General features: G+C 38.3%; 18 protein-coding genes. 16 read left to right on the plus strand and 2 right to left on the minus strand.

Translation table 11 applies throughout. The features are described from left to right. Positions 1-18 precede the first annotated feature (18 nt). Positions 19-1,017, minus strand: a complete 999-nt coding sequence (locus C1A05_RS16450; RefSeq protein WP_102029335.1) for an LLM class flavin-dependent oxidoreductase — start codon at positions 1,015-1,017, stop codon at positions 19-21. Positions 1,018-1,353: 336 nt separating this feature from the next. Here C1A05_RS16450 and C1A05_RS16455 point away from each other — a divergent pair, with 336 nt between their 5' ends. The 12 genes from C1A05_RS16455 to C1A05_RS16505 all read left to right on the plus strand — a co-directional run bounded on the left by C1A05_RS16455 (position 1,354) and on the right by C1A05_RS16505 (position 14,864). Beyond that, positions 1,354-1,908 carry a short-chain dehydrogenase gene (locus C1A05_RS16455; protein ID WP_102029336.1) on the plus strand — a complete coding sequence of 185 codons (555 nt, stop codon included), beginning with the start codon at positions 1,354-1,356 and terminating at the stop codon, positions 1,906-1,908. 72 nt (positions 1,909-1,980) lie between these two features. Beyond that, positions 1,981-5,220, plus strand: coding sequence for a BTAD domain-containing putative transcriptional regulator (locus C1A05_RS16460; RefSeq protein WP_102029337.1), 3,240 nt, complete (start codon positions 1,981-1,983; stop codon positions 5,218-5,220). 341 nt (positions 5,221-5,561) lie between these two features. Continuing rightward, positions 5,562-6,806 carry a substrate-binding domain-containing protein gene (locus C1A05_RS16465; RefSeq protein ID WP_200816519.1) on the plus strand — a complete coding sequence of 415 codons (1,245 nt, stop codon included), beginning with the start codon at positions 5,562-5,564 and terminating at the stop codon, positions 6,804-6,806. 129 nt (positions 6,807-6,935) lie between these two features. Continuing rightward, positions 6,936-7,703, plus strand: coding sequence for an ABC transporter ATP-binding protein (locus tag C1A05_RS16470; RefSeq protein WP_102029338.1), 768 nt, complete (start codon positions 6,936-6,938; stop codon positions 7,701-7,703). Continuing rightward, entirely contained in the window at positions 7,687-8,394 is a 708-nt protein-coding gene (locus C1A05_RS16475; protein WP_102029339.1) for an ABC transporter ATP-binding protein, read from the plus strand. Before C1A05_RS16470 ends, C1A05_RS16475 begins: the two co-directional genes overlap by 17 nt. Before the next feature lie 18 nt (positions 8,395-8,412). After that, complete coding sequence (locus tag C1A05_RS16480; protein WP_102029340.1) at positions 8,413-9,285, plus strand: branched-chain amino acid ABC transporter permease; 873 nt, start codon at positions 8,413-8,415, stop codon at positions 9,283-9,285. Continuing rightward, the gene (locus C1A05_RS16485) at positions 9,282-10,307 is read left to right on the plus strand and encodes a branched-chain amino acid ABC transporter permease (RefSeq protein ID WP_102029341.1); all 1,026 of its coding nucleotides are present in this window, start codon (positions 9,282-9,284) and stop codon (positions 10,305-10,307) included. The genes C1A05_RS16480 and C1A05_RS16485 overlap by 4 nt, the downstream gene beginning before the upstream one ends. 11 nt (positions 10,308-10,318) lie before the next feature. Continuing rightward, positions 10,319-10,489 (plus strand): hypothetical protein, encoded by a 171-nt coding sequence (locus C1A05_RS18125; protein ID WP_159462106.1) that lies wholly within the window; start codon positions 10,319-10,321, stop codon positions 10,487-10,489. Between the two features lie 18 nt (positions 10,490-10,507). Continuing rightward, positions 10,508-11,527 (plus strand): 3-oxoacyl-ACP synthase, encoded by a 1,020-nt coding sequence (locus tag C1A05_RS16490; protein ID WP_102029342.1) that lies wholly within the window; start codon positions 10,508-10,510, stop codon positions 11,525-11,527. A 6-nt stretch (positions 11,528-11,533) separates the two neighbouring features. Then, the gene (gene phaZ / locus C1A05_RS16495) at positions 11,534-12,445 is read left to right on the plus strand and encodes an intracellular short-chain-length polyhydroxyalkanoate depolymerase (RefSeq protein WP_102029343.1); all 912 of its coding nucleotides are present in this window, start codon (positions 11,534-11,536) and stop codon (positions 12,443-12,445) included. Continuing rightward, positions 12,442-13,182 (plus strand): 3-oxoacyl-ACP reductase FabG, encoded by a 741-nt coding sequence (gene fabG, locus C1A05_RS16500; protein ID WP_102029344.1) that lies wholly within the window; start codon positions 12,442-12,444, stop codon positions 13,180-13,182. Before phaZ ends, fabG begins: the two co-directional genes overlap by 4 nt. A gap of 182 nt (positions 13,183-13,364) precedes the next feature. Further along, complete coding sequence (locus tag C1A05_RS16505; protein ID WP_102029345.1) at positions 13,365-14,864, plus strand: acyl-CoA synthetase; 1,500 nt, start codon at positions 13,365-13,367, stop codon at positions 14,862-14,864. A gap of 17 nt (positions 14,865-14,881) precedes the next feature. Here C1A05_RS16505 and C1A05_RS16510 read toward each other — a convergent pair whose 3' ends face one another. After that, entirely contained in the window at positions 14,882-15,145 is a 264-nt protein-coding gene (locus tag C1A05_RS16510) for a hypothetical protein (RefSeq protein ID WP_102029346.1), read from the minus strand. 157 nt (positions 15,146-15,302) lie between these two features. Between C1A05_RS16510 and C1A05_RS16515 the strand changes: the two genes are divergently transcribed. The 4 genes from C1A05_RS16515 (at position 15,303) to C1A05_RS16530 (ending at position 19,769) form a co-directional block, all read left to right on the plus strand. Next, positions 15,303-16,415 carry a hypothetical protein gene (locus tag C1A05_RS16515; RefSeq protein ID WP_102029347.1) on the plus strand — a complete coding sequence of 371 codons (1,113 nt, stop codon included), beginning with the start codon at positions 15,303-15,305 and terminating at the stop codon, positions 16,413-16,415. A 55-nt stretch (positions 16,416-16,470) separates the two neighbouring features. After that, positions 16,471-17,376 (plus strand): hypothetical protein, encoded by a 906-nt coding sequence (locus tag C1A05_RS16520; protein ID WP_102029348.1) that lies wholly within the window; start codon positions 16,471-16,473, stop codon positions 17,374-17,376. A gap of 262 nt (positions 17,377-17,638) precedes the next feature. Beyond that, entirely contained in the window at positions 17,639-18,340 is a 702-nt protein-coding gene (locus C1A05_RS16525; protein ID WP_102029349.1) for an ABC transporter ATP-binding protein, read from the plus strand. Next, a complete protein-coding gene (locus C1A05_RS16530) occupies positions 18,333-19,769 on the plus strand; it encodes a hypothetical protein (RefSeq protein ID WP_102029350.1) in 1,437 nt (478 codons plus the stop codon). The genes C1A05_RS16525 and C1A05_RS16530 overlap by 8 nt, the downstream gene beginning before the upstream one ends. The last annotated feature ends 12 nt before the right edge of the window (positions 19,770-19,781 follow it).

Below are 19,781 nucleotides of genomic sequence, written 5' to 3' on the forward strand. Positions count from 1 at the left end.
AAGAATAACCTCCCTTCTTTAATTTTTTTGAAATTCTTCCATTAGTAGACGGTAGGAGTCAAACCGTTTTTCTTTATTTGGAATGATGGTATTGATAATAATTTCCTCAACTCCAAATTCATATGCGAGCTCCTCTAACTGTTCCTTTGCCTGTTTCGGGTTCCCAACAATCATTCGTTTGCGATTTTCTTTTACTCGTTCTTTTTCAAAATAAGAATAAGGATAATGCTTCGCTTCCTCTAAAGTAGGATATTCGTCTCGAAAATCCCCATTTTCCACCCGTAAGAGCTGTAAATCCATAATGGAAGCATAGTCCTCTGCCTCTTCCGTTGTGCTTGCACAAATCACAAATACAGCTACATTTCCTTGAGGTGCTTGTAAATGTGGGGATGGCTGAAATTGATTGTAATAAAATCGCATCGCACTTTCGCCTTCTTGACCATTAATAAATTTTGCAAATGTAAAGGAGGTACCTAACTGTGCAGCCAATTGGGCACTTGTTTCACTAGATCCTAACATCCAAATTGGTGGTACTGTTTCACCGAGTGGTGTTGCAATAACTTTATAAACTGGATGCCGTTTACCGTGAATGTACCCCATTAATTCTTTTACTTGATTAGGATATTCGTTCACAGCTGGGTATTTCCCTTTGTTTAGTGCATAGTTCACCCCTGGCATACCACCTGGTGCGCGTCCAATTCCTAAATCAATTCGATTAGGATACAAGCTTTCCAAAACTCGAAAAACCTCTGCTACCTTATAAGAACTATAGTGGGGAAGAAGAACACCACCAGTACCAACGCGAATCTTCTTTGTGTTTGCTGCTAAATGCGTGATTAAAATTTCGGGAGCTGAACCTGCTAAGGTTTTCGAACTGTGATGCTCTGACACCCAAAATCGGTGGTAACCTAGTTCATCGGTCCATTTTGCCAATTCTGTTGTTTGATTAAATGCGTCCGTGGCAGTCCTATTCGAAGCAACTGGTGATTGGTCTAAGACACTCAATTTTAATTTCATTTCATTCACCTCTATTTATTGTCGAATGTATACTTAACATATGTAACATCTATACATCAAAAATGACGGCACCAATCTATCCATAGGTCCATCTAACGATTAGTGGAGAAAACCGTTATTACGAGAAGGGTTTATTTTATTTTTTCCTTAATCGAATAATAATGCAAAAATAATGCTTTAAAGGGTACATGCAGGATTTTTAACCGTTCATAGATAATTAAATAGGTAGGATAAGGAATTGGAACATAAAAGCAGATTTAAAATGTAAATGTGTATACAAGAATCGATATGATTAGAAATCGTGTAGTTCTACCAAAAGGATAAAGGGTGAAAAGGATGCGTAAAAAGCATGCGCTTGTTATTGGCGGAACAGGTATGCTGAGTGATGTAACGATCTGGTTAAATAAAAAAGGGTATCATGTAACAGTAATTGGAAGACGAAATGAAACGTATCAAAGGTTGATGAGCAAGGTAAAATTTCCTAAGAGTATAACGAGCTTATTAGTAGATTATCATGATACAGATATGCTTAAAGAGCTATTATTAGAACGTATAGAGAAAGATGGGCCCATTGAAGTAGTTGTCTCATGGGTGCACAGTTCAGCTCCAGAGGTGAATCCAACTGTCCTAGCATTACTGGATAGCTTCACAAAGGACAACTATCACTTTTTTCATGTAAAATCTAGTACGTCTTCTATTCATAAACAGAAACCGAAAGTCCCAGTAAGCGGTCATTACTATGAGATTTATTTGGGCTTTAAAATAATTGGAAATCATTCCAGATGGCTAACACATCAGGAAATTAGTCAAGGCGTGATTGATGCCATTCATCATAAACGAGCGCAAACAATTGTTGGTCAATTAGAGCCTTGGGAGAAGCGACCTCATTAACTTCAACTAGATCCATTAAACATAATACAATCGTTTTTATAATAAATTTTATTAAGAAAGGGGGCGGGTTAAATGGAAGATGTGCCAATACTCACGACACAATTATCCCCACCAGCGACAAAAGAACGGTATATAAGACGAGCGAAGCTGAATCAAAAGCTGAAATTACTTACAAAATATCGCCTTACCCTAATCCATTCTGGTGCAGGATATGGAAAAAGTACTGCCTTATCTATGTATTTACAGGATGCAAATATTGATGCGTGTTGGTACTCCATTTCTCCGTATGATGATGACTTCGTACCCTTTTTAACAAAGTTTGTTCATGCAATCCGTAAACAGGAGCCCCTATTTGGTGATCGAGTATTAAAGGAACTCCAATCGATTGATCATTATGTTCATGATCAAGAAATATGGTCATTCATGACGATGATGGTGAATGAAGTTGCAAAACTAGAAAAGGAAATGATTTTAATATTAGATGATTTTCATCATTTAACGAATTCTCCCTCAATAGAAGCATGGATTCAACATTTTATTGCTCATTTTCCGGAACAATTACACCTTGTCATTTCGAGTAGAAGAAGACCGAAGTGGAGTGTGCTTACCCAGTTAAAGGTGAAAGGAAATCTATTAGAAATCACCCAAGAAGATTTACTCCTCCGTTACGACGAGATGGAGCATATGGCTCTCGATATATATGAAATTCCAATTGAAACGCAGGAACTAAAGAAAATCCATGAAACCACAGAAGGATGGGCTATTGCTTGTGGAATGTTTGTCCAGCAGCTACGAACAGGTATTGATGTGCAAGCAATTTTACAAAAAGAGAAAACGTCTCTTCAGGATTTGTTTGATTACTTAGTAATGGAAGTGCTTTCAAAGCAGTCTGCAATTGTCCAAAAGTTTTTAGAGCAGACAAGCATTCTCGAAATGTTATCCCCGGAGTCATGTGATGTTGTTTTGCGTATGAGTGGCTCTAGTAGTTTGCTGGAGGATCTTTCCAATCAAAACCTATTTATTCAAACCATCGATGAAAAGCATTACCGGTATCACGCGTTATTTAAATCATTTCTAGAGAGTAGATTGAAAAAGGAACAACCAGAAGAATTCTATCGATTACATTTTCAAGCTGCCAAGTTTTATGAGCAGCAAGGTAATATAGAAGCGGCTATTTTTCATTATGAACAAGTGAAAGCAGATGATCGGGTTGCAAGTATATTATCCGATTACGGGATGCAAATGCTAGAGGTAGGTAAACTTCAAGTCTTATACGAGCGATTAATGCATATTTCGGATCGGGAAAAAGACTACTTTCCTATTTTATGGTATTACGAGGGGGAAGTGTTGCGATATCGTTCCCATTATAGTGAAGCAGAGAGTTGCTATGATCGAGCTTTGGAGGAAGGGGAGCGAAGACGTGATTTGTATGCAAAGAGTTTTGCTCTTGAAGGGAAGGCACGGATCTATTTAGATACGATTCAACCGGATCAGGCGGAACGGATTCTAAAAACCGCAATTGAAATAAGAGAAACCTTAACTGTTTCGGATGTTGAGAAAGCCAAGCTATATCATATGCTAGGTGAAAATTTGCTGAACTCCGGTCATGCAAAAAAAGCCGAGGCCTGGTTTGAAAAAGCAAAACGATTAAAGCTTCCATTAGATGATAGTAATTTAGAAGCTAGATTATACCTACGTACTGGTCGTCTTTTTAAAGCGAGACAGGTGCTTTTAGATCGTAAAGTGAAGAATAGTAAAGAGGAAATAAACACATTGCCTCAATCGCATCGGGAAACGGATATTCTATTATCTATTATTGAAGCCTTTATGGGAAATAGTGAAGAAAGTAAAAAGTATGCTCAGGTAGGGATTGAGCTTGGTGTTCAGTTAGAATCCCCATATATAGAGGCTTGTGGCTGGATGCGCATGGGGCATGCGGTACTATTAAGTAATCAATATGATTCCGCTTTAGCAGAGCAGTGTTATAATACGTCCCTTGATATAATGGGAAAGCTAAATGTTTCAAGAGGTAAGGCAGAGCCATATATGGGCCTCTGTTTGCTATATGGCTTAAAGCAGGAATATGAAAAAGCACTAGAAATGGGCCAAAAGGGTCTTTATGAGACAGAGAAGGTAAAGGATTTATGGTTATCCTCCTTAATTCAATTATGCATATCCATATCGGCTATCTATTGCAATCGCTATGATTATGCAATGGAAATGCTTTCTGAAACCGAACAAAATTTTGAGCTTTGTCATGATGAATATGGATTAATGCTAGTATCTTTTTGGAAGGCCTATCTATATGATGAGATGAATAAAGAGGATTCCTTTAAAAACGAAATGGCTGTATTTTTAAAAAGGATGCAAACAGGCTCCTATGAATTTTTTCTAAGCGTACGAACTACATTTGGCCCGTTGGATTTGCAAAATATGATTCCTCTGTTATTTAAAGCCCAAACCCTTAAAGTAAGTGATCATTATGTTACAAAGCTTTTGTTTGAGCTTGGAATCGGTGATTTGGATAATCATCCAGGCTATACATTACGGATACAAACATTAGGAAAGTTTCGAGTCTGGTTAGGGAATGAACGGATTGAAGAAAAAGATTGGCAACGAGGGAAGGCTAGGGAGTTACTAGAGTTATTTGTAACAAAACCAACAAAGCTTTGGATGAGAGATGAAATCTACCATTTGTTATGGCCAGATCAAGATGAAGAGAATGCGAATAAAGGCTTTAAGGTTGCGTTAAATGCATTATTAAAAACAATAGAACCACAAAGAAAGGCTAGGGCAGAGTCGTTTTATATTAAACGTTCTGGAGCTGCTTATGGTTTGAACGCCCAATCAGGTTATGAAATAGATGTCCTTCAATTTGAAAAGTGGATAACGGCTGGGCTGGATAAGGCAGACCCTATTCGTTCAAAGGAGTTGTTACAAAAAGGGCTGATCCTTTATGAGGGCGATTTTTTACCGGATCGTCGGACAGCAGATTGGTCGCTGGCAGAGCGTGAACGATATCAAGTGTTGTTCTTGCGTGGTGCAGAGAAAATGGCACAGGTTTCAGTGCGCCTTAATGATTTTGATGCAAGCATACATTGGTGCGAAAAAATTTTGCGAGTTGATGCCACTTGGGAGGAAGCCTATCGACTCATTATGTTTAGCTATTACCAAAAAAACAATCGACCCCAAGCTATCAAATGGTATCAAAAGTGTTGTGATGTTTTAGAGAAAGAGCTAGGTGTTGAACCAATGCAGCCAACGAAGCATATGTTTGAGTTAATAAAAGATGCCACGGAAATTGTGGAATAGGACAGGTTAGAGAATATATATTTTCTAACCTGTCTTTATTATTATGAGCGATTCGATTTACTTCCGGAATTATTATTGTGAGTTGAGGGATTATGAGGCTGATTGAGAGGATTATTAAGATTTGTTGCGGGATTATGGGCAGTCATTGAATGATTAATTGAGTTATAACTGAAATTCATACCATTTTTCTTGAAAAAACAAAGCCTGCCGCATTCCTATAAATGTGTTTTGATGCATTCCTATTTGTAACTTCTCTGTAACTCCTTTTTTTTAAGATGATACCAAAGCTAATGGAGCTTGAATTTATTTTTTACTTAATAAATGAAGGGGGAAACGAGTACATGTCATGTAAGAGAATACTAGGCTTAATGATGCTTTTCTTATTGCTTGTCTTTGTGGCTGCTTGTAATACGAGTGAGGATGGAGATAATTCTAGTGAAGAGCAAGGAAGTGATAACTCTCCAGATAGTGGGGAAGAAGCCTCTAAGGATCCGATTAAAATTGGGGTATTGGCATCTTTATCTGGGGCGCTTGAGTCCTATGGGGTGCAAACGCAGCAAGGCTTTGATTTAGGACTTGAATATGCAACAGATGGAACAATGGAAATTAATGGCCAGCCCATTGAGGTCATTTATGAGGATACGGAAACAACACCACAGGTTGCCCGTCAAAAAGCATTAAAGCTTCTAGAAGAAGACAACGTAGATTTCCTTGTAGGGTCTTCGAGCTCTGGTGATACATTAGCTGTAGTTGATCTAGCTAAAGAATATGAAAAAATCATGATTGTAGAGCCAGCGGTTGCTGATAGTATTACAGGTGCGGATTTTAATGAGTATATTTTCCGTACGGCACGTAACTCCTCTCAGGATGCGGTTGCAGGGGCGGCAGCAATTGCTGATGAAGGAGTAAAAATTGCCACTCTCGCTCCGGACTATGCTTTTGGTCACGATGGAGTTGCTGCATTTAAAGCTGCTGCAGAAGAATTAGGAGCAGAAATCGTTCTAGAAGAATATCCTCCAGCAGATGCAACGGATTTCACAGCGAATATCCAAAAAATTATTGATGCAGACCCAGATTATTTATTTGTTGTATGGGCAGGTGCGAATAGCCCATGGAACCAAATTGCAGACATGGATCTTCAAGGTAAGGGTATTAAAATTTCAACAGGGGCTCCTGATATTGCAGCATTAGCTACAATGGATGCTTTGGTTGGAATGGAAGGATTCTCTGTTTATTATCATACATTGCCAGACAATGACATTAATGATTGGTTAGTGGAGCAAATGCAGGAGAGACATGGTACTGTACCAGACTTATTTACACCTGGGGGAATGAGCGCGGCAATCGCGATTGTGGAAGCCTTGAAGCAAACAAATGGAGACACAAATGCCAAAACCTTAATCGAAACGATGGAAGGCATGCGTTTCGATACACCTAAAGGAACCATGACATTCCGACCTGAGGATCACCAAGCGTTACAGGAAATGTACTCCATTACGCTAGAAGAAGGAGAAGAATATCCTGTACCAGTCTTGAATCGAGTACTTACTCCAGAGGAAACCGCGCCTCCAATTATGAATCAATAAAGAATAGAGTGAACTTCGGTTTATAGCCGAAGTTCATTCCTCTTTTTAAACCATACGAATGTCTACGTGAATAGAGGATTGCATCAAGCGAAGTTATAAGCGAAAAAAAAGAATCGAGGTGGTGAACCAATGGAATCAATTATCGAAACGAAGGATTTAACAATTTTCTTTGGTGGTCATGTGGCAGTAAACGAAGTATCTGTGCGTATCGCAAAAAATAAATTTACTTCTGTAATTGGTCCAAATGGTGCTGGAAAGACAACCTTTTTTAATCTGCTGAGTGGCCAGCTTTATCCGACAAAAGGGGAAATTTATTTTAAAAATGAAAACATCACTAAGAAGTCCCCGACCATAAGAACGCGGTTGGGAATTGGGCGCTCCTTTCAGATAACAAATGTATTTCCAAATCTAACCGTTTTAGAAAATGTTCGTCTTGCTGTTCAATCTAATCAGAAGATTCGGTACCAAATGATGTTTCACTATAAAAAGTATAGTTTATTCGAAGAGCAGGCTTTAGAGCTTTTGGAGCTTGTATTGCTCAAAAATAAAGCACATGCAGTAGCTGCTAATCTTGCACATGGCGAAAAGAGAAAATTAGAGATTGCCATGCTGTTAGCTTTAGAAACCGATTTGCTATTGCTTGATGAACCAACTGCAGGTATGTCCTTAGAAGAGGTTCCGGCTATTTTAGAGGTAATTAAAAGAATTAAAGAGCAAGGGAATCGGACCATTGTACTTATTGAGCACAAAATGGATATGATCCTTGGCCTATCCGATGAGGTATTGGTTTTATTCAATGGAGAGTTGCTTGCACAAGGAACTCCAGAAGAAATAATGGAGAATAAAACGGTTCAGTCGGCCTATTTAGGAGGGATGAGCAATGACAGCCTTGCTTAAGGTGGATCAAGTAGATACGTTTATCGACCAATTTCATATTTTGCAAAACGTTTCCTTTGACGTACAACCGGGGGAAGTGACGGTTCTTTTAGGTCGTAACGGTGCTGGAAAAACGACAACATTAAGAACAATAATGGGGTTAAATTCAGCTAAGAGTGGATCGGTAATGTATAAGGGTGAAGAGATTACAAAGCTTCCTGCCTACCAAATTGCTCGAAAAGGAATTGGATATGTGCCGGAAGATCAAGGGATATTTGGTGATTTAACCGTTGGAGAAAATATGCGTGTTGCCATGCAAAAGGAAGATGATGCAACGAAAGAACGCATGGAATGGGTATTAAATCTCTTTCCCGATTTAAAAACGTTTTGGAATAAGGCTGGTGGACAATTAAGTGGTGGTCAAAAACAAATGCTTTCTATTGCAAGAGCCTATTTAAATGAAAACGAGCTCCTGTTAATTGACGAGCCTAGCAAGGGATTAGCCCCCATAATCGTTGAAAAAGTAATGGACTCCATCCAGCAAATGAAGGAAAAAACGACAATCGTGTTGGTGGAGCAGAATTTTTATATGGCCAGTCAAATCGGAGACACATTCTATATTTTAGATGATGGTACTACCGTTCATTCGGGTTCGATGGATGAGCTTAAGACAAATGAAGAGTTAAAGAAAAAGTACCTAGGGATTGCATAAGAGAGGAGGGGGTAACAAATGGATATTATTTTCACGCTAACGTTGAACGGACTTGCAATCGGCATGTTGTTTTTCCTCTTAGCAGCGGGTTTAACACTCGTATTTGGACTTATGGATGTTTTAAATTTTGCCCACGGTGGGTTGTTTGTATGGGGAGCGTATACCGGTCTATGGGTGTATAGCTTGAGCAGCAACTTTTGGATTGGTGTGCTAGGTGCGATTGTTGCAGGGCTACTTATTGGGGCAATTACCGAATTGTTTATCATAAAACCAGTTTACGGTAATCACGTTCAACAAATTCTTATTACGTTAGGATTTTTACTTGTACTATCCGAGTTAATCAAGGTGGTGTTTGGAGCGGATATAAAAGCGGTACAGCCACCAAGCTATTTGGATGGTAACTTTGCCTTAGGAGATTTAACGATTATCAAGTATCGTCTATTTCTCATTGTGATGGGGCTCTTTGTTTTTATTTTAACGACTTATATTTTAAAGAAGACTAGGATTGGATTGATCGTCAGGGCTGGAGTAATCAATAAAGAAATGGTGCAGGCTCTAGGAATTAATATTCGTCTCGTGTTTATGGCTGTGTTTATGGTTGGGTCTGCTATGGCAGCTTTAGGAGGATTTTTGTTTGTGAATTATTCAGGAACTGCTTTTCCGGAGCTTGGAATAGAGTATGGGATTTTTGCGTTTATTGTTGTTGTTATTGGCGGAATGGGCAGTTTTTCAGGTTCTCTATTGGCGGCAATTTTAGTAGGACTGGCGCAGGTATACTTCCAATATTATCTTCCTTCCTTAGCGATTGCTGTAAATATGATTTTAATGACTGCTGTTCTTCTGTTAAGACCTCAAGGGTTGTTTACGACTAGGGGGGTAAGTACAAAATGAAGCAATTAAATAAAATGCAATTATCTACGTGGGTCTATCTGTTAATTTCTGTGTTATTAGCGGTAGTTCCATTCGTTTATGACAATTTAAGCATGCTATTTCTCATCGTTCAAATTTTTATCTTTGGTATTTTTGCAATGAGCTATGACCTGCTATTAGGGTACACCGGAATTGTGTCTTTTGGCCATGCTATGTTCTTTGGAGTGGGGGCATATGGTGTTTCAATCGTACTAGAACGTAGTGAGGAGCCAACGATGGCAGTTGTAATCCTTGGAACAATCATCGCCTTGGGTATTGCTGCTGTTATCAGTTTTATAGCTGGGATTCTTACACTGCGGTTAAAAAGCCACTTCTACGCAATGCTAACGTTAGCCTTAGCAGGACTATTTCTTGCAGCTGCGGAAAAAATGCGGGATCTAACAGGTGGGAGTGATGGACTTTTATTTACTGTACCGGAATTCTTTAAGGACCGCACAAACTTATATTTACTTTGTTTAAGCTCACTGGTAGTCATTTTCTTTTTGCTAAGAAGAGTGACTAATTCACCATTAGGACGTGTACTAGTTGCTATCCGTGAAAATGAGCAAAGAACAATGTCACTTGGCTATAAAATCTTCCCATATAAATTGATTATCAGTGTAATTTCAGGTGTTGTGGCTGCTTTTGCAGGTGTCTTATATGCCATTTCCATCCGTTTTATCGATACAACCGTATTTGCGGTGGATGTTACGTTAGATGCATTATTAATGACCATTATTGGTGGTGTTGGAACCCTAATAGGACCAGTAATTGGAGCTGGTTTAATTGAATATGCTCATCACTTTTTATCATCGGAGCTCGCGGATGTTCACTGGATATTTGAAAGATGGGTAATCTTATTTGGAACGGTTTATATACTAGCGGTCATCTTTTTCCCTAAAGGAATCGTTGGTTCTATCCAGGGATTTGTAAATAAACGAAAAATAAAAAAGCAAGAGCAATTCGATAAAAAGCAATCTGAAAAAGACGAGTTAGCTGGGTAAGGAGGAAGAGGATGAATACACAGAACGTGACCTCTTTTGTCGTACGATTTCAAAAGCAAACGGACCTCTACAGAATCAAAGTTACCCATGTTCAAAAAGAAGAAGAATGGACATTTGAACGAATGGAGGATGTATTCGAATTTATGAAAAATCAAATTGATGAGGCTTATGAGGATTGCTAAAAGGGGAGGTGTTGGAGTATGCATTCAATCGGTATTGTGAGCTCTGGTATTTATTTACCTGAACCTCGTATGACCTCGGAACAATTAGCAAAAGAAACAGGAATTCCACAAGAGATAGTCGAAAAGAAATTAGGAATAAAGCAAAAACCGATACCAGGCCCTGATGATCATACGGTCGAAATGGGCGTACGTGCTGCAAGAGTTGCTTTGCAAAAAGGAAATATAGATCCAAGCGAGATAGATTTGGTCATCTATATTGGGGAGGAACATAAAGAATACCCCCTTTGGACTGCAGCCATAAAGCTACAGCAGGATATTGGTGCCATTCATGCTTATGGATTTGATATCGCGCTCCGTTGTGGAACGACCATACTCGCAATTAAAATGGCGAAAGATATGATGATGGCCGATCCCCGAATCCAAACGGTTCTACTTGCTGGAGGCTATCGGAATGTGGATTTTATCAACTACCAAAATCCGAGAACCCGATTCATGTACAATCTTGGTGCAGGTGGTGGTGCTCTTATTCTGAAGAAAAGTTTCGAAAAGAATAGAATACTAGAAAGCACCATTATTACAGACGGAGCCTTCTCAGAAGATGTCGTTGTAACAACTGGTGGAACAAAAAACCCCATCACGAAGGAAGCCCTAGAACGTGGACTATACCAGTTAGATGTGATGGATCCAGAAGGAATGAAGCGACGTCTTGAGGAAAAATCCATGCAAAACTTTCTGAAAGTCATACGCGATGCGTTGCAGAGAAGTGGTTACACAGAACAGGATGTAAATTACGTTGCAATGCTTCATATGAAGCGCTCTGCCCATGATTATGTGTTAAGGGAACTTGGACTAACAAACGAGCATTCTATTTATCTAGAAGACTATGGGCACATCGGACAGATGGACCAGATCCTTTCACTAGAGTTAGCTGAACAGCAGGGGAAATTAAAAAATGGGGATGTGGTAGTTTTCGTTAGTGCTGGAATTGGTTATGCGTGGGGGGCATCTGTCCTAAAATGGGGAACGGAGAAAGGGTGAGGAAGAATGACTACAATGGAGCTAAAACGTGTAAAGTTGCCAAATGGAGAAACCTTAGGTTATCGGGAACGGAATGGTGGTGAGAAGGCTGTCCTTTTTATCCACGGAAATATGACCTCATCTAAGCATTGGGACCTTGTACTAGAAAGCTTGGATGATCGCTATACATTATATGCAGTGGATTTACGTGGATTTGGAATATCCTCTTATCAAAAGCCGATCCATGAATTAAAAGATTTCGCAGAGGATGTACATTTGTTTGTGAAAGCGTTAAATATTAATCCGTATGCGATTGTGGGTTGGTCACTAGGCGGAGCGATAGCACTACAATATTGTTCTATTTATAAGAACCCTTGTGAAAAATTGCTATTGCTTGCCTCTGGCTCAACACGTGGCTATCCATTCTTTGCCACCGGTCCAGATGGCTTGCCAGATGTTTCGAAGCGGTTGGAAACCTTAGAAGAAGTAAAAGCAGATGTAGGTAAAACACAGGCAGTACAAGGTGCTTACGACCGAAGAGATAAGGATTTCCTTAAAAATTTGTGGAATCTAGCAATTTATCGAAGATGCCAGCCAGACCCAGAAAAGTACGACGAGTACCTAGAGGATATGATGACACAGCGTAATTTAGCAGAGGTGTATCAGGCGCTAAATGCTTTCAATATTAGTAGTGTACATAATGGGTTAACAGAGGGGAACAAGGAAGTGGCGAATATATCGATTCCTGTACTTGTAATGTGGGGCAATGAGGACCTCGTCGTAACAGAGTCAATGACGAAGGAAATAGTAGAGGATTTAGGAGATAAGGCAACATATGTAGAACTCCCAAATTGTGGACATTCCCCTTTAATTGATAATTTAGATCTTCTCGTAACCACTATGGAAGATTTTTTAGTTAAGGAGGCAAATGAATTTTGAGATTAAAAGAGAAGGTAGCTATTATAACGGGTGGTGCAAATGGAATTGGATTTGAGGCGGCAAAAGTATTTCTTCGGGAAGGTGCAAAAGTAGCAATTGCTGATTTTAATGAAGCGGCTGGTAAAAAGGCAGAGGCAGAGCTGAAGGAAGAGGGATTTAACTGTTTATTTGTTCAAGTCAATGTTGCAGATAGGAGCAGTGTTGACAAAATGGTATCGGAGGTTGTTCATTACTTTGGACAAATTGACATTCTCATAAATAACGCGGGGATTACGAAGGATGCCATGCTATCAAAATTAGAGCCAGAAGCCTTTGACCAAGTAATCGATGTGAATTTAAAGGGTGTATTTCATTGTACACAAGCGGCTTTGCCGTACCTGATTGATCAAGGCAAAGGGAAAATTATTAATACCTCTTCTGTTTCGGGTGCATATGGAAACGTAGGGCAAACCAATTATGCAGCTGCAAAGGCAGGTGTTATTGGGATGACGAAATCATGGGCGAAAGAGCTTGGTCGTAAAGGAATTAATGTTAATGCTGTAGCACCAGGCTTTACAGCTACTTCGATGGTGGAAACGGTGCCAGAAAAAGTAATCGAAGGTCTCATCAAGCAAGTACCAATGGGGCGTTTAGGCAAACCAAAGGACATTGCTAATGCGTATCTTTTTTTAGCGTCAGATGAATCTGATTATGTAAATGGACACGTATTACATGTAGATGGTGGCATCATGATGTAGCCTCCCCTTAAATTTGGCAGAGGATGGGACAAAAGTTTTTTTCCCATCCTCTTCTATTTTTGAACAGATGTCGCCTGAATAGGAAATTACAGAAAAGCCGTATGCTCATGGTGGGATTGTAACTTCCGTGTAACTCTGCTTTCCTATAATTTGACTAACTTGTCATGTAAGAGGTGAGTAGTGTGGAGCGGGAACTAGATTGGCTAGAAGGTCGAGCGAGACTATATCCAAATAAAGAAGCAATCGTTGATGCCAATACGAAAGATCGATGGACATACAAACATTTAAATGAACGGGCAAAAGTACTGGCAAGCTTTTTTTTAACAAAGGGGATTAACAAAGGGGATCGGATTGCACTATTATCTCCGAATCATATTAGCTGCTTAGACTTTATGTTTGCGGCTATAAAAATTGGTGCAATCTTTGTTCCGTTAAATTGGCGCCTTTCCAAGGAAGAGTTAGAATATATTTTGCAGGATGCAAAGCCGAAATTAATTGGTATACATGAACGTTTTCAAGATAAATCGGAATGGATGGATAAACAATTTTTTACCTTTCCCATTACAGATAACGAATATATAGGGTCATTAGAACGAGTGAAGACAGAGCTTCAAGCTGACTTAGATGAAACGACTCCTCTTGCAATGATCTATACAGGTGGGACGACGGGGAAACCTAAAGGAGCAATTCTTTCGCATCGCTCTATATTATGGAACGGGATGAACACCATTTTAAGCTGGAATATTACAGAAGAAGATGTGACGTTAACGACATTACCAATGTTTCATACTGGAGGACTCAATGCCCTCGTTATTCCTGTGTTACTGGCTGGAGGGAAAATCGTTATCACTGCTGATTTTGAACCAGAGGAAGTCGTTAATGATTTGATTGAACATCATTGTACGATCGTTCTATTTGTTCCTACGATGCATCATATGATTACGCAGACAGAGGCGTTTCAACATGCGGAATTTCCTAAGATGAAGGTTTTCTTATCTGGTGGGGCGCCATGTCCATTAACGATTTACGATGCATATGAAAGGAAGGGTCTTCATTTTAAAGAAGGATATGGACTAACAGAAGCGGGACCGAACAATTTCTATATACACCCAGATGACGCTAAAGTAAAGCGAGGATCGATTGGAAAGCAGATGCTTTTTAATGAGATTAAAATAGTTGATGAGCTTGGTAAGGAAGTAGGTCCGAATGAAGTTGGGGAGCTGCTTCTTCGAGGGAATCATACCTTCGAATTTTATTGGAATAAAGAAGACGAAACAAAAGAAGCACTAGTTAATGGTTGGTTGCATACAGGAGATTTAGCAAAACGTGATGAAGATGGTTTTGTTTATATCGTTGGAAGAAAAAAAGAAATGATCATCACTGGTGGGGAGAATGTGTATCCACTGGAAATAGAGCATTGGCTTGCCTCACATCCGGACATTAATGAAGCTTCCGTTATTGGCTTGCCCCATGAAAAATGGGGTGAGGTCGTTACCGCATTTGTTTCACTTCACCCGAATAGGGAGTTGAATGAACAGGAATTAAACGTATTTTGTAGAAAGAAGCTAGCAGCGTATAAAATACCAAAAAAGTTTTTTATCATTGAAGAACTTCCGAAAACACATGTTGGCAAAATAAATAAAAAGGCATTATATGAACAATATTGTCGTTCCTTTGCTTAAGTGTTAGGAGCTTGTTGTTATTCAGCAAGCTCCTTTTGCCTTTTATGCCGATAATAAAAAATGAAGGCAATTACTAGATGGATGACAGGAGTAAAAATGGCATAGGGATACGGTGGATACCAACTAAAGTAGATGGCATCTGGCAAAATGATTAAGCCACTAAGAAGCATCAGCTTCCATGAACGAACAACAAGGGCGTAGACAAATAAGAGTAAAGAAATAAGTAAAAGAGGATAAAAGAGCTGTAGTGTTCCGAGTAAGATTCCAATAATATTTTCCATTTAAGTCACCCCCAATGATTTCGTTAACTATTAAGGAAAGCTTACCATTTTAATGTATTGTTTTGTATACAATATTCCAATCTTTAACAATATTGTCACAGTTAAAATAGTTGAAAGTGTACATTTCATAGTAGGATGAAAGTAGGAGGTGTTGTAATTGATTCAAGTTAATTATTTTCAAATGATATCTTGGAAGGCGCTTACTATTGCTTTGCTGTTATTCGTATTACCTAACTTTTTGCTAATGAAAGTGGAACTAATCGGAACGGTAGAGCCAGTCATGGCAATCGGAACCGTGTTAGACCTAGCCATTTTATTACCTCTCGTCTGTTACTTCTTTGTATTAAGACGAAAACCTACCTTTTTCATAATTATCCCATTATCTTTAGTTGGTTTATTAACAGCAAATTGGTTTGTACCAGATTATGCAGATCAATATCTGAACATGATTAATAAGTATGTCATTATTATTGAAGTCTCTTTAATCCTCTTAGAACTCGCCATAATGATCTTTATTTTAAAAAGAATTCCATTGCTAAAAAGGGTAACAGCCCAAAAACAACAAACCTATTATCACTTTTTAAGAAGCTTTATCGAAGCAAGTCAACGCGTATTCACCTTCCGATTTAAAAAGCTAAATCAGTATCAAAATTTTCTTCGAGTACTATCCACTGATCTTTCTGTCTTTTATTACGTGTTTTTTAGCTGGGGTAAGAAGAAGCAAGAACGTCTTCAATGTTTACACCAAAATACCCTTACCTTTACGTATCATAAAAATGGGGAGTATTTAGGCGTTTTTATCATGCTTGTTCATGCATTAACGATCGAAATTATTGCTGTACATTTAATGGTAATGCAGTATAGTCATGCTGCTGCATGGGTTTTAACCGCTCTAGATATTTACGCTCTGTTATTTATTATTGCAGACTATCAAGCAATACGATTATCGCCAGTGATTCTAGATAAAAAAGGAATTCATATACAAAAGGGTCTACGCTTTCATGCATTTATTCCATATGAACGGATTGACCAAATTATAGAAAATAACAAGGATGCAAAATCGGTTAACAAAGAAAAGGGCACCTTTAATCTAACCCTGGGAGGATTAGAGGCGGTGAATCCGAAATATAAATTGATACTAGATCAGCCAATCCAAGCGTATTCCTTATTTGGAATTAGGAAGTTCATAGATGCTGTCTACATTACGGTTGACGAGAATCAGAAATTCTACAGTGAAGTCAACGAAATACTGCTAAAAAATCAAGCATAATCAAAAGGGAAAAAAGAAAAGGTATCGAACTATCAATATGGAAGGAGAGGATATAATGTCGAAAATCAATTTAGAAAATATCGTTCAATTCCAACAAATTGGTGAAGCTAGTCACCAGCCATTAGGGGACGTAGTAACGAACAATAAAGACTCTAGTTATCGAAGAGCAGCTGAAGATAAAGAAAAAACCTTGCTTCTGGCAATTGATATTCAGAATGATTTTATGGATAAAGGCGCATTGGGAGTTCCTGGTGCAACAAAAGATGTGGAACGACTACTCCAATTTATGGCCAAGCATTTTGAAGATATTACGCATATTATGGCATCGCTAGATACTCATAAACCACAGCAAATCTTCCATCCATCATGGTGGAAAGATAAAAATGGAGAAGAACCGAAGCCACTAACTATGATTACGTACGAAGACATCCAATCAGGGAAATGGATTCCGAAGTATGAAGCTGAAAAAAGCAAGAATTATGTAAAAAAACTGGAGAAAACAAGTAAAAAGCAGCTATGTATTTGGCCGTATCATTGCTTAAAGGGTTCAACTGGGGCCGCTATGGAGGGGCAATTCGCAAAGCTTGCATATTTTCATTCGGTGGCACGAGATTATGAATTGAAAACCGTTGTAAAAGGGGAAGATCCTTTAAGTGAAATGTATGGGATTATCCAACCTGAATACAGCGAAAAAGATCTGGTTAGATGGGACCTAATAGAGGAAATGAAGAAATATGATAAAATACTAATCGCTGGTGAAGCGAAATCTCATTGTGTCTTAGAGTCCATTCACCAAATCATTGAACATTTAAAAGATGAACCGAAACGTTTAGAAAATCTCTATGTATTAACAGATTGTATGAGTTCTATTCCAGGATTTGAAAAAGAAACAGACAGGGAGTTTACAATTTTAAGTGAAACGTATGGTATTAAACTTATCACGTCTACGGATTATAAATAATAGGAATTAGTGGAAGGTAATGGAGGCTATTCCGTAACCGATTAATTGATGAGATATGTGGTATAGCCAATGAATATCACATTTATAGGTGAAGGAATAATGCAAGTCGGAAATGGAAAAAATGCTTCCTTTTCCGACTTGTAGAAATGTTACTTGTGAACTACCAATATTTTTATTGTCCCTGTATCCTAATATATAGAAATGAAACTTTTAACGTGTACATTCGTAGATTAATTATCTAGTAATAGAAGGGACGATATACATGTCCAACTGCTTAGAAATTGACGGCTTACATTTATCTATTAAAAAGGTGAAAATTTTAAACGACATTAGCTTTTCCGTACCATACGGAAAAATTACCGCATTAGTTGGCCATAATGGCGCTGGCAAATCTACCATTATGAAGGCAATCATGGGATGGCAGGAAAAAGAAGATGGGAAAATTGTTTTAGATGGAGTTAATCAGGATGAAGAATTTCTAAAGTTCAAGACACGTTTTTCTCTCATTCCAGAGGAGCCTTTATTAACTTCAGAGCTGACGGTTTATCAACATTTTCAGTTATATGGAACGAGTTATCGGATGGATGAGGAAACGTTAAAAGAAAAAGTAGACTATTATATGAAAGCTTTCGAAATCCAAGATAAAATGAATGAGTTTCCGGAAGAGTTGTCAAAAGGGATGAGGCAAAAGGTTCAAACGATTTGTGCATTATTACCAGATGTTCCCCTGCTCTTAATTGATGAGCCGTTTATGGGACTCGATATATATGCTGCGCAATTTTTAATCGATGAATTGAAGAAGAGAAAAGAGCAAGGGACTTCAATCTTGCTAACAACGCATCAGCTTGAGAAGGTAAAGGACTTATGTGATCAATACGTTTTGTTATCCAATGGAAGTATATCAGAGGTGGGCAATATAGATGATTTCCAGGGGCTTAAGAGGAGAATGGTAGAAGATGCGTAATCCTTATCCATCCCTTGTACAAACCTTAAGCTGGTTAAGAAGAAATCGATTCCGCAAAAAATGGAAGCTCTATAAATTAATATATTCTGTAGTAATGGATTTTACATATGGAATCTATTTATTCGCATTCCTGGTTATTTCCTTAATTGCCTTTAAAAATTATTTATCCGAAATGCAACCGGTTTTCGCGATGTTTCAATCGGTATCTTATTCATGGTTCATAACCATTCTGATTGCCTTTGTCATACGTTCTCTTTTCAATTCAACGAGAAGCTCAGGTGTTTATATCACAAGTGCAGAATATCAGCTTACTCTTTTACCTTATAAGAAAGAACAGGTTTGGCTCTATTGTCTTGTAGAGAAATTCATTAAAATAACAATCTATACTATTTTATTATTTCTTGCCCTTGTAATCCTTCTTCCAGTTCATTCGGAAGTGATCTTTTTATTATGTTTCACATTGTGGATTAGTAACTTGACAGGAACAGTTATCGAATGGAGGTTATTTCAGCTAGGAGGACTAAAAAAGTTCTTTTGCGTAGTAGGCTTATCCCTATTATTAATCGGATTTCGACTTGTAATAATGTACTACCCATTGCCAGTGAAAGAAGTCTTGTTTAGTAGCTATGCTGTACTACTGGTTATTTTGATTGTACTTTTGGCATTCTCCCCATTAAAAAATGTCGATTGGGCGAAGGTTGTTTCTTTTGGAGATGTAAAGGTTTGGAATATGATGGCTGTTCAGCGTATTACAAAGGTACAGGTGAAACCACCAACGAAGTTCCAGTTACTGAATCAAATGTTTCGGGGGAAAAGAGCAAAAAGACCGTTGCCATATAAATTATCATCGGTTTCCGTTCGTCTTTGGTTACCGTTTTTTAAAGATCATTTAGAAACGATTTTCAAAACAATAGGTACCTTTTTGTTATTAATGGTTGTTTTTGGCTTTCAAGGAAAAATTCCGCTACAAATTTCTTTTTCTTTAGGAATAGTTGTAGTAAATGCGGTGATTAGCTCTCTCTTTGTTTATCAGTTTCAAAGTCCGTTAATGCAAGTATTACCGTGGCGATTTGCAGATTGGTATCAATCCTTTAAAAAGTGGTACCTTTCTTTTATTGTACTTTATAGTTTGGTAGCAGCGGCTATGCTATATTTCTATCATTATTCCTTACTATCCATTTTGCTTAATATCGTATTTTATATTGTTTGGTTAAGAGTAGACTTAGATTTAGCTGTAATAGCAAAAGTGAAAAGTCTAAAGAAAGAGTGGGAAACTGGAAAATCGGTCATGATTCGGTTTATCGGTTTTGTTTCCGTCTTCTTTTCGATATCTTATCAATGGATAAGTATAGTTGGCATTCTGTCCTTAGTCGCCTATTTTGTCTGGAAAGGACCGATACCAATCGATAATGAAAAGGAGTCTGACTAAATTGCTATTTTG

Source organism: Salirhabdus sp. Marseille-P4669 (assembly GCF_900240405.1).
Taxonomy (GTDB): domain Bacteria; phylum Bacillota; class Bacilli; order Bacillales; family Alkalibacillaceae; genus OEQK01.

What these genes read in the sequence shown, in the direction of transcription:
- C1A05_RS16490 (WP_102029342.1), top strand. Translation starts at nt 10,508, where the DNA reads ATGCATTCAATCGGTATTGTGAGCTCTGGTATTTATTTACCTGAACCT.
- C1A05_RS16470 (WP_102029338.1), top strand. Translation starts at nt 6,936, where the DNA reads ATGGAATCAATTATCGAAACGAAGGATTTAACAATTTTCTTTGGTGGT.
- C1A05_RS16460 (WP_102029337.1), top strand. Translation starts at nt 1,981, where the DNA reads ATGGAAGATGTGCCAATACTCACGACACAATTATCCCCACCAGCGACA.
- C1A05_RS16485 (WP_102029341.1), top strand. Translation starts at nt 9,282, where the DNA reads ATGAAGCAATTAAATAAAATGCAATTATCTACGTGGGTCTATCTGTTA.
- C1A05_RS16450 (WP_102029335.1), bottom strand. Translation starts at nt 1,017, where the DNA reads ATGAAATTAAAATTGAGTGTCTTAGACCAATCACCAGTTGCTTCGAAT.
- C1A05_RS16475 (WP_102029339.1), top strand. Translation starts at nt 7,687, where the DNA reads ATGACAGCCTTGCTTAAGGTGGATCAAGTAGATACGTTTATCGACCAA.
- C1A05_RS16455 (WP_102029336.1), top strand. Translation starts at nt 1,354, where the DNA reads ATGCGTAAAAAGCATGCGCTTGTTATTGGCGGAACAGGTATGCTGAGT.
- C1A05_RS16480 (WP_102029340.1), top strand. Translation starts at nt 8,413, where the DNA reads ATGGATATTATTTTCACGCTAACGTTGAACGGACTTGCAATCGGCATG.
- C1A05_RS16465 (WP_200816519.1), top strand. Translation starts at nt 5,562, where the DNA reads ATGTCATGTAAGAGAATACTAGGCTTAATGATGCTTTTCTTATTGCTT.
- C1A05_RS16525 (WP_102029349.1), top strand. Translation starts at nt 17,639, where the DNA reads ATGTCCAACTGCTTAGAAATTGACGGCTTACATTTATCTATTAAAAAG.
- C1A05_RS16520 (WP_102029348.1), top strand. Translation starts at nt 16,471, where the DNA reads ATGTCGAAAATCAATTTAGAAAATATCGTTCAATTCCAACAAATTGGT.
- C1A05_RS16510 (WP_102029346.1), bottom strand. Translation starts at nt 15,145, where the DNA reads ATGGAAAATATTATTGGAATCTTACTCGGAACACTACAGCTCTTTTAT.
- C1A05_RS16530 (WP_102029350.1), top strand. Translation starts at nt 18,333, where the DNA reads ATGCGTAATCCTTATCCATCCCTTGTACAAACCTTAAGCTGGTTAAGA.
- phaZ (WP_102029343.1), top strand. Translation starts at nt 11,534, where the DNA reads ATGACTACAATGGAGCTAAAACGTGTAAAGTTGCCAAATGGAGAAACC.
- C1A05_RS18125 (WP_159462106.1), top strand. Translation starts at nt 10,319, where the DNA reads ATGAATACACAGAACGTGACCTCTTTTGTCGTACGATTTCAAAAGCAA.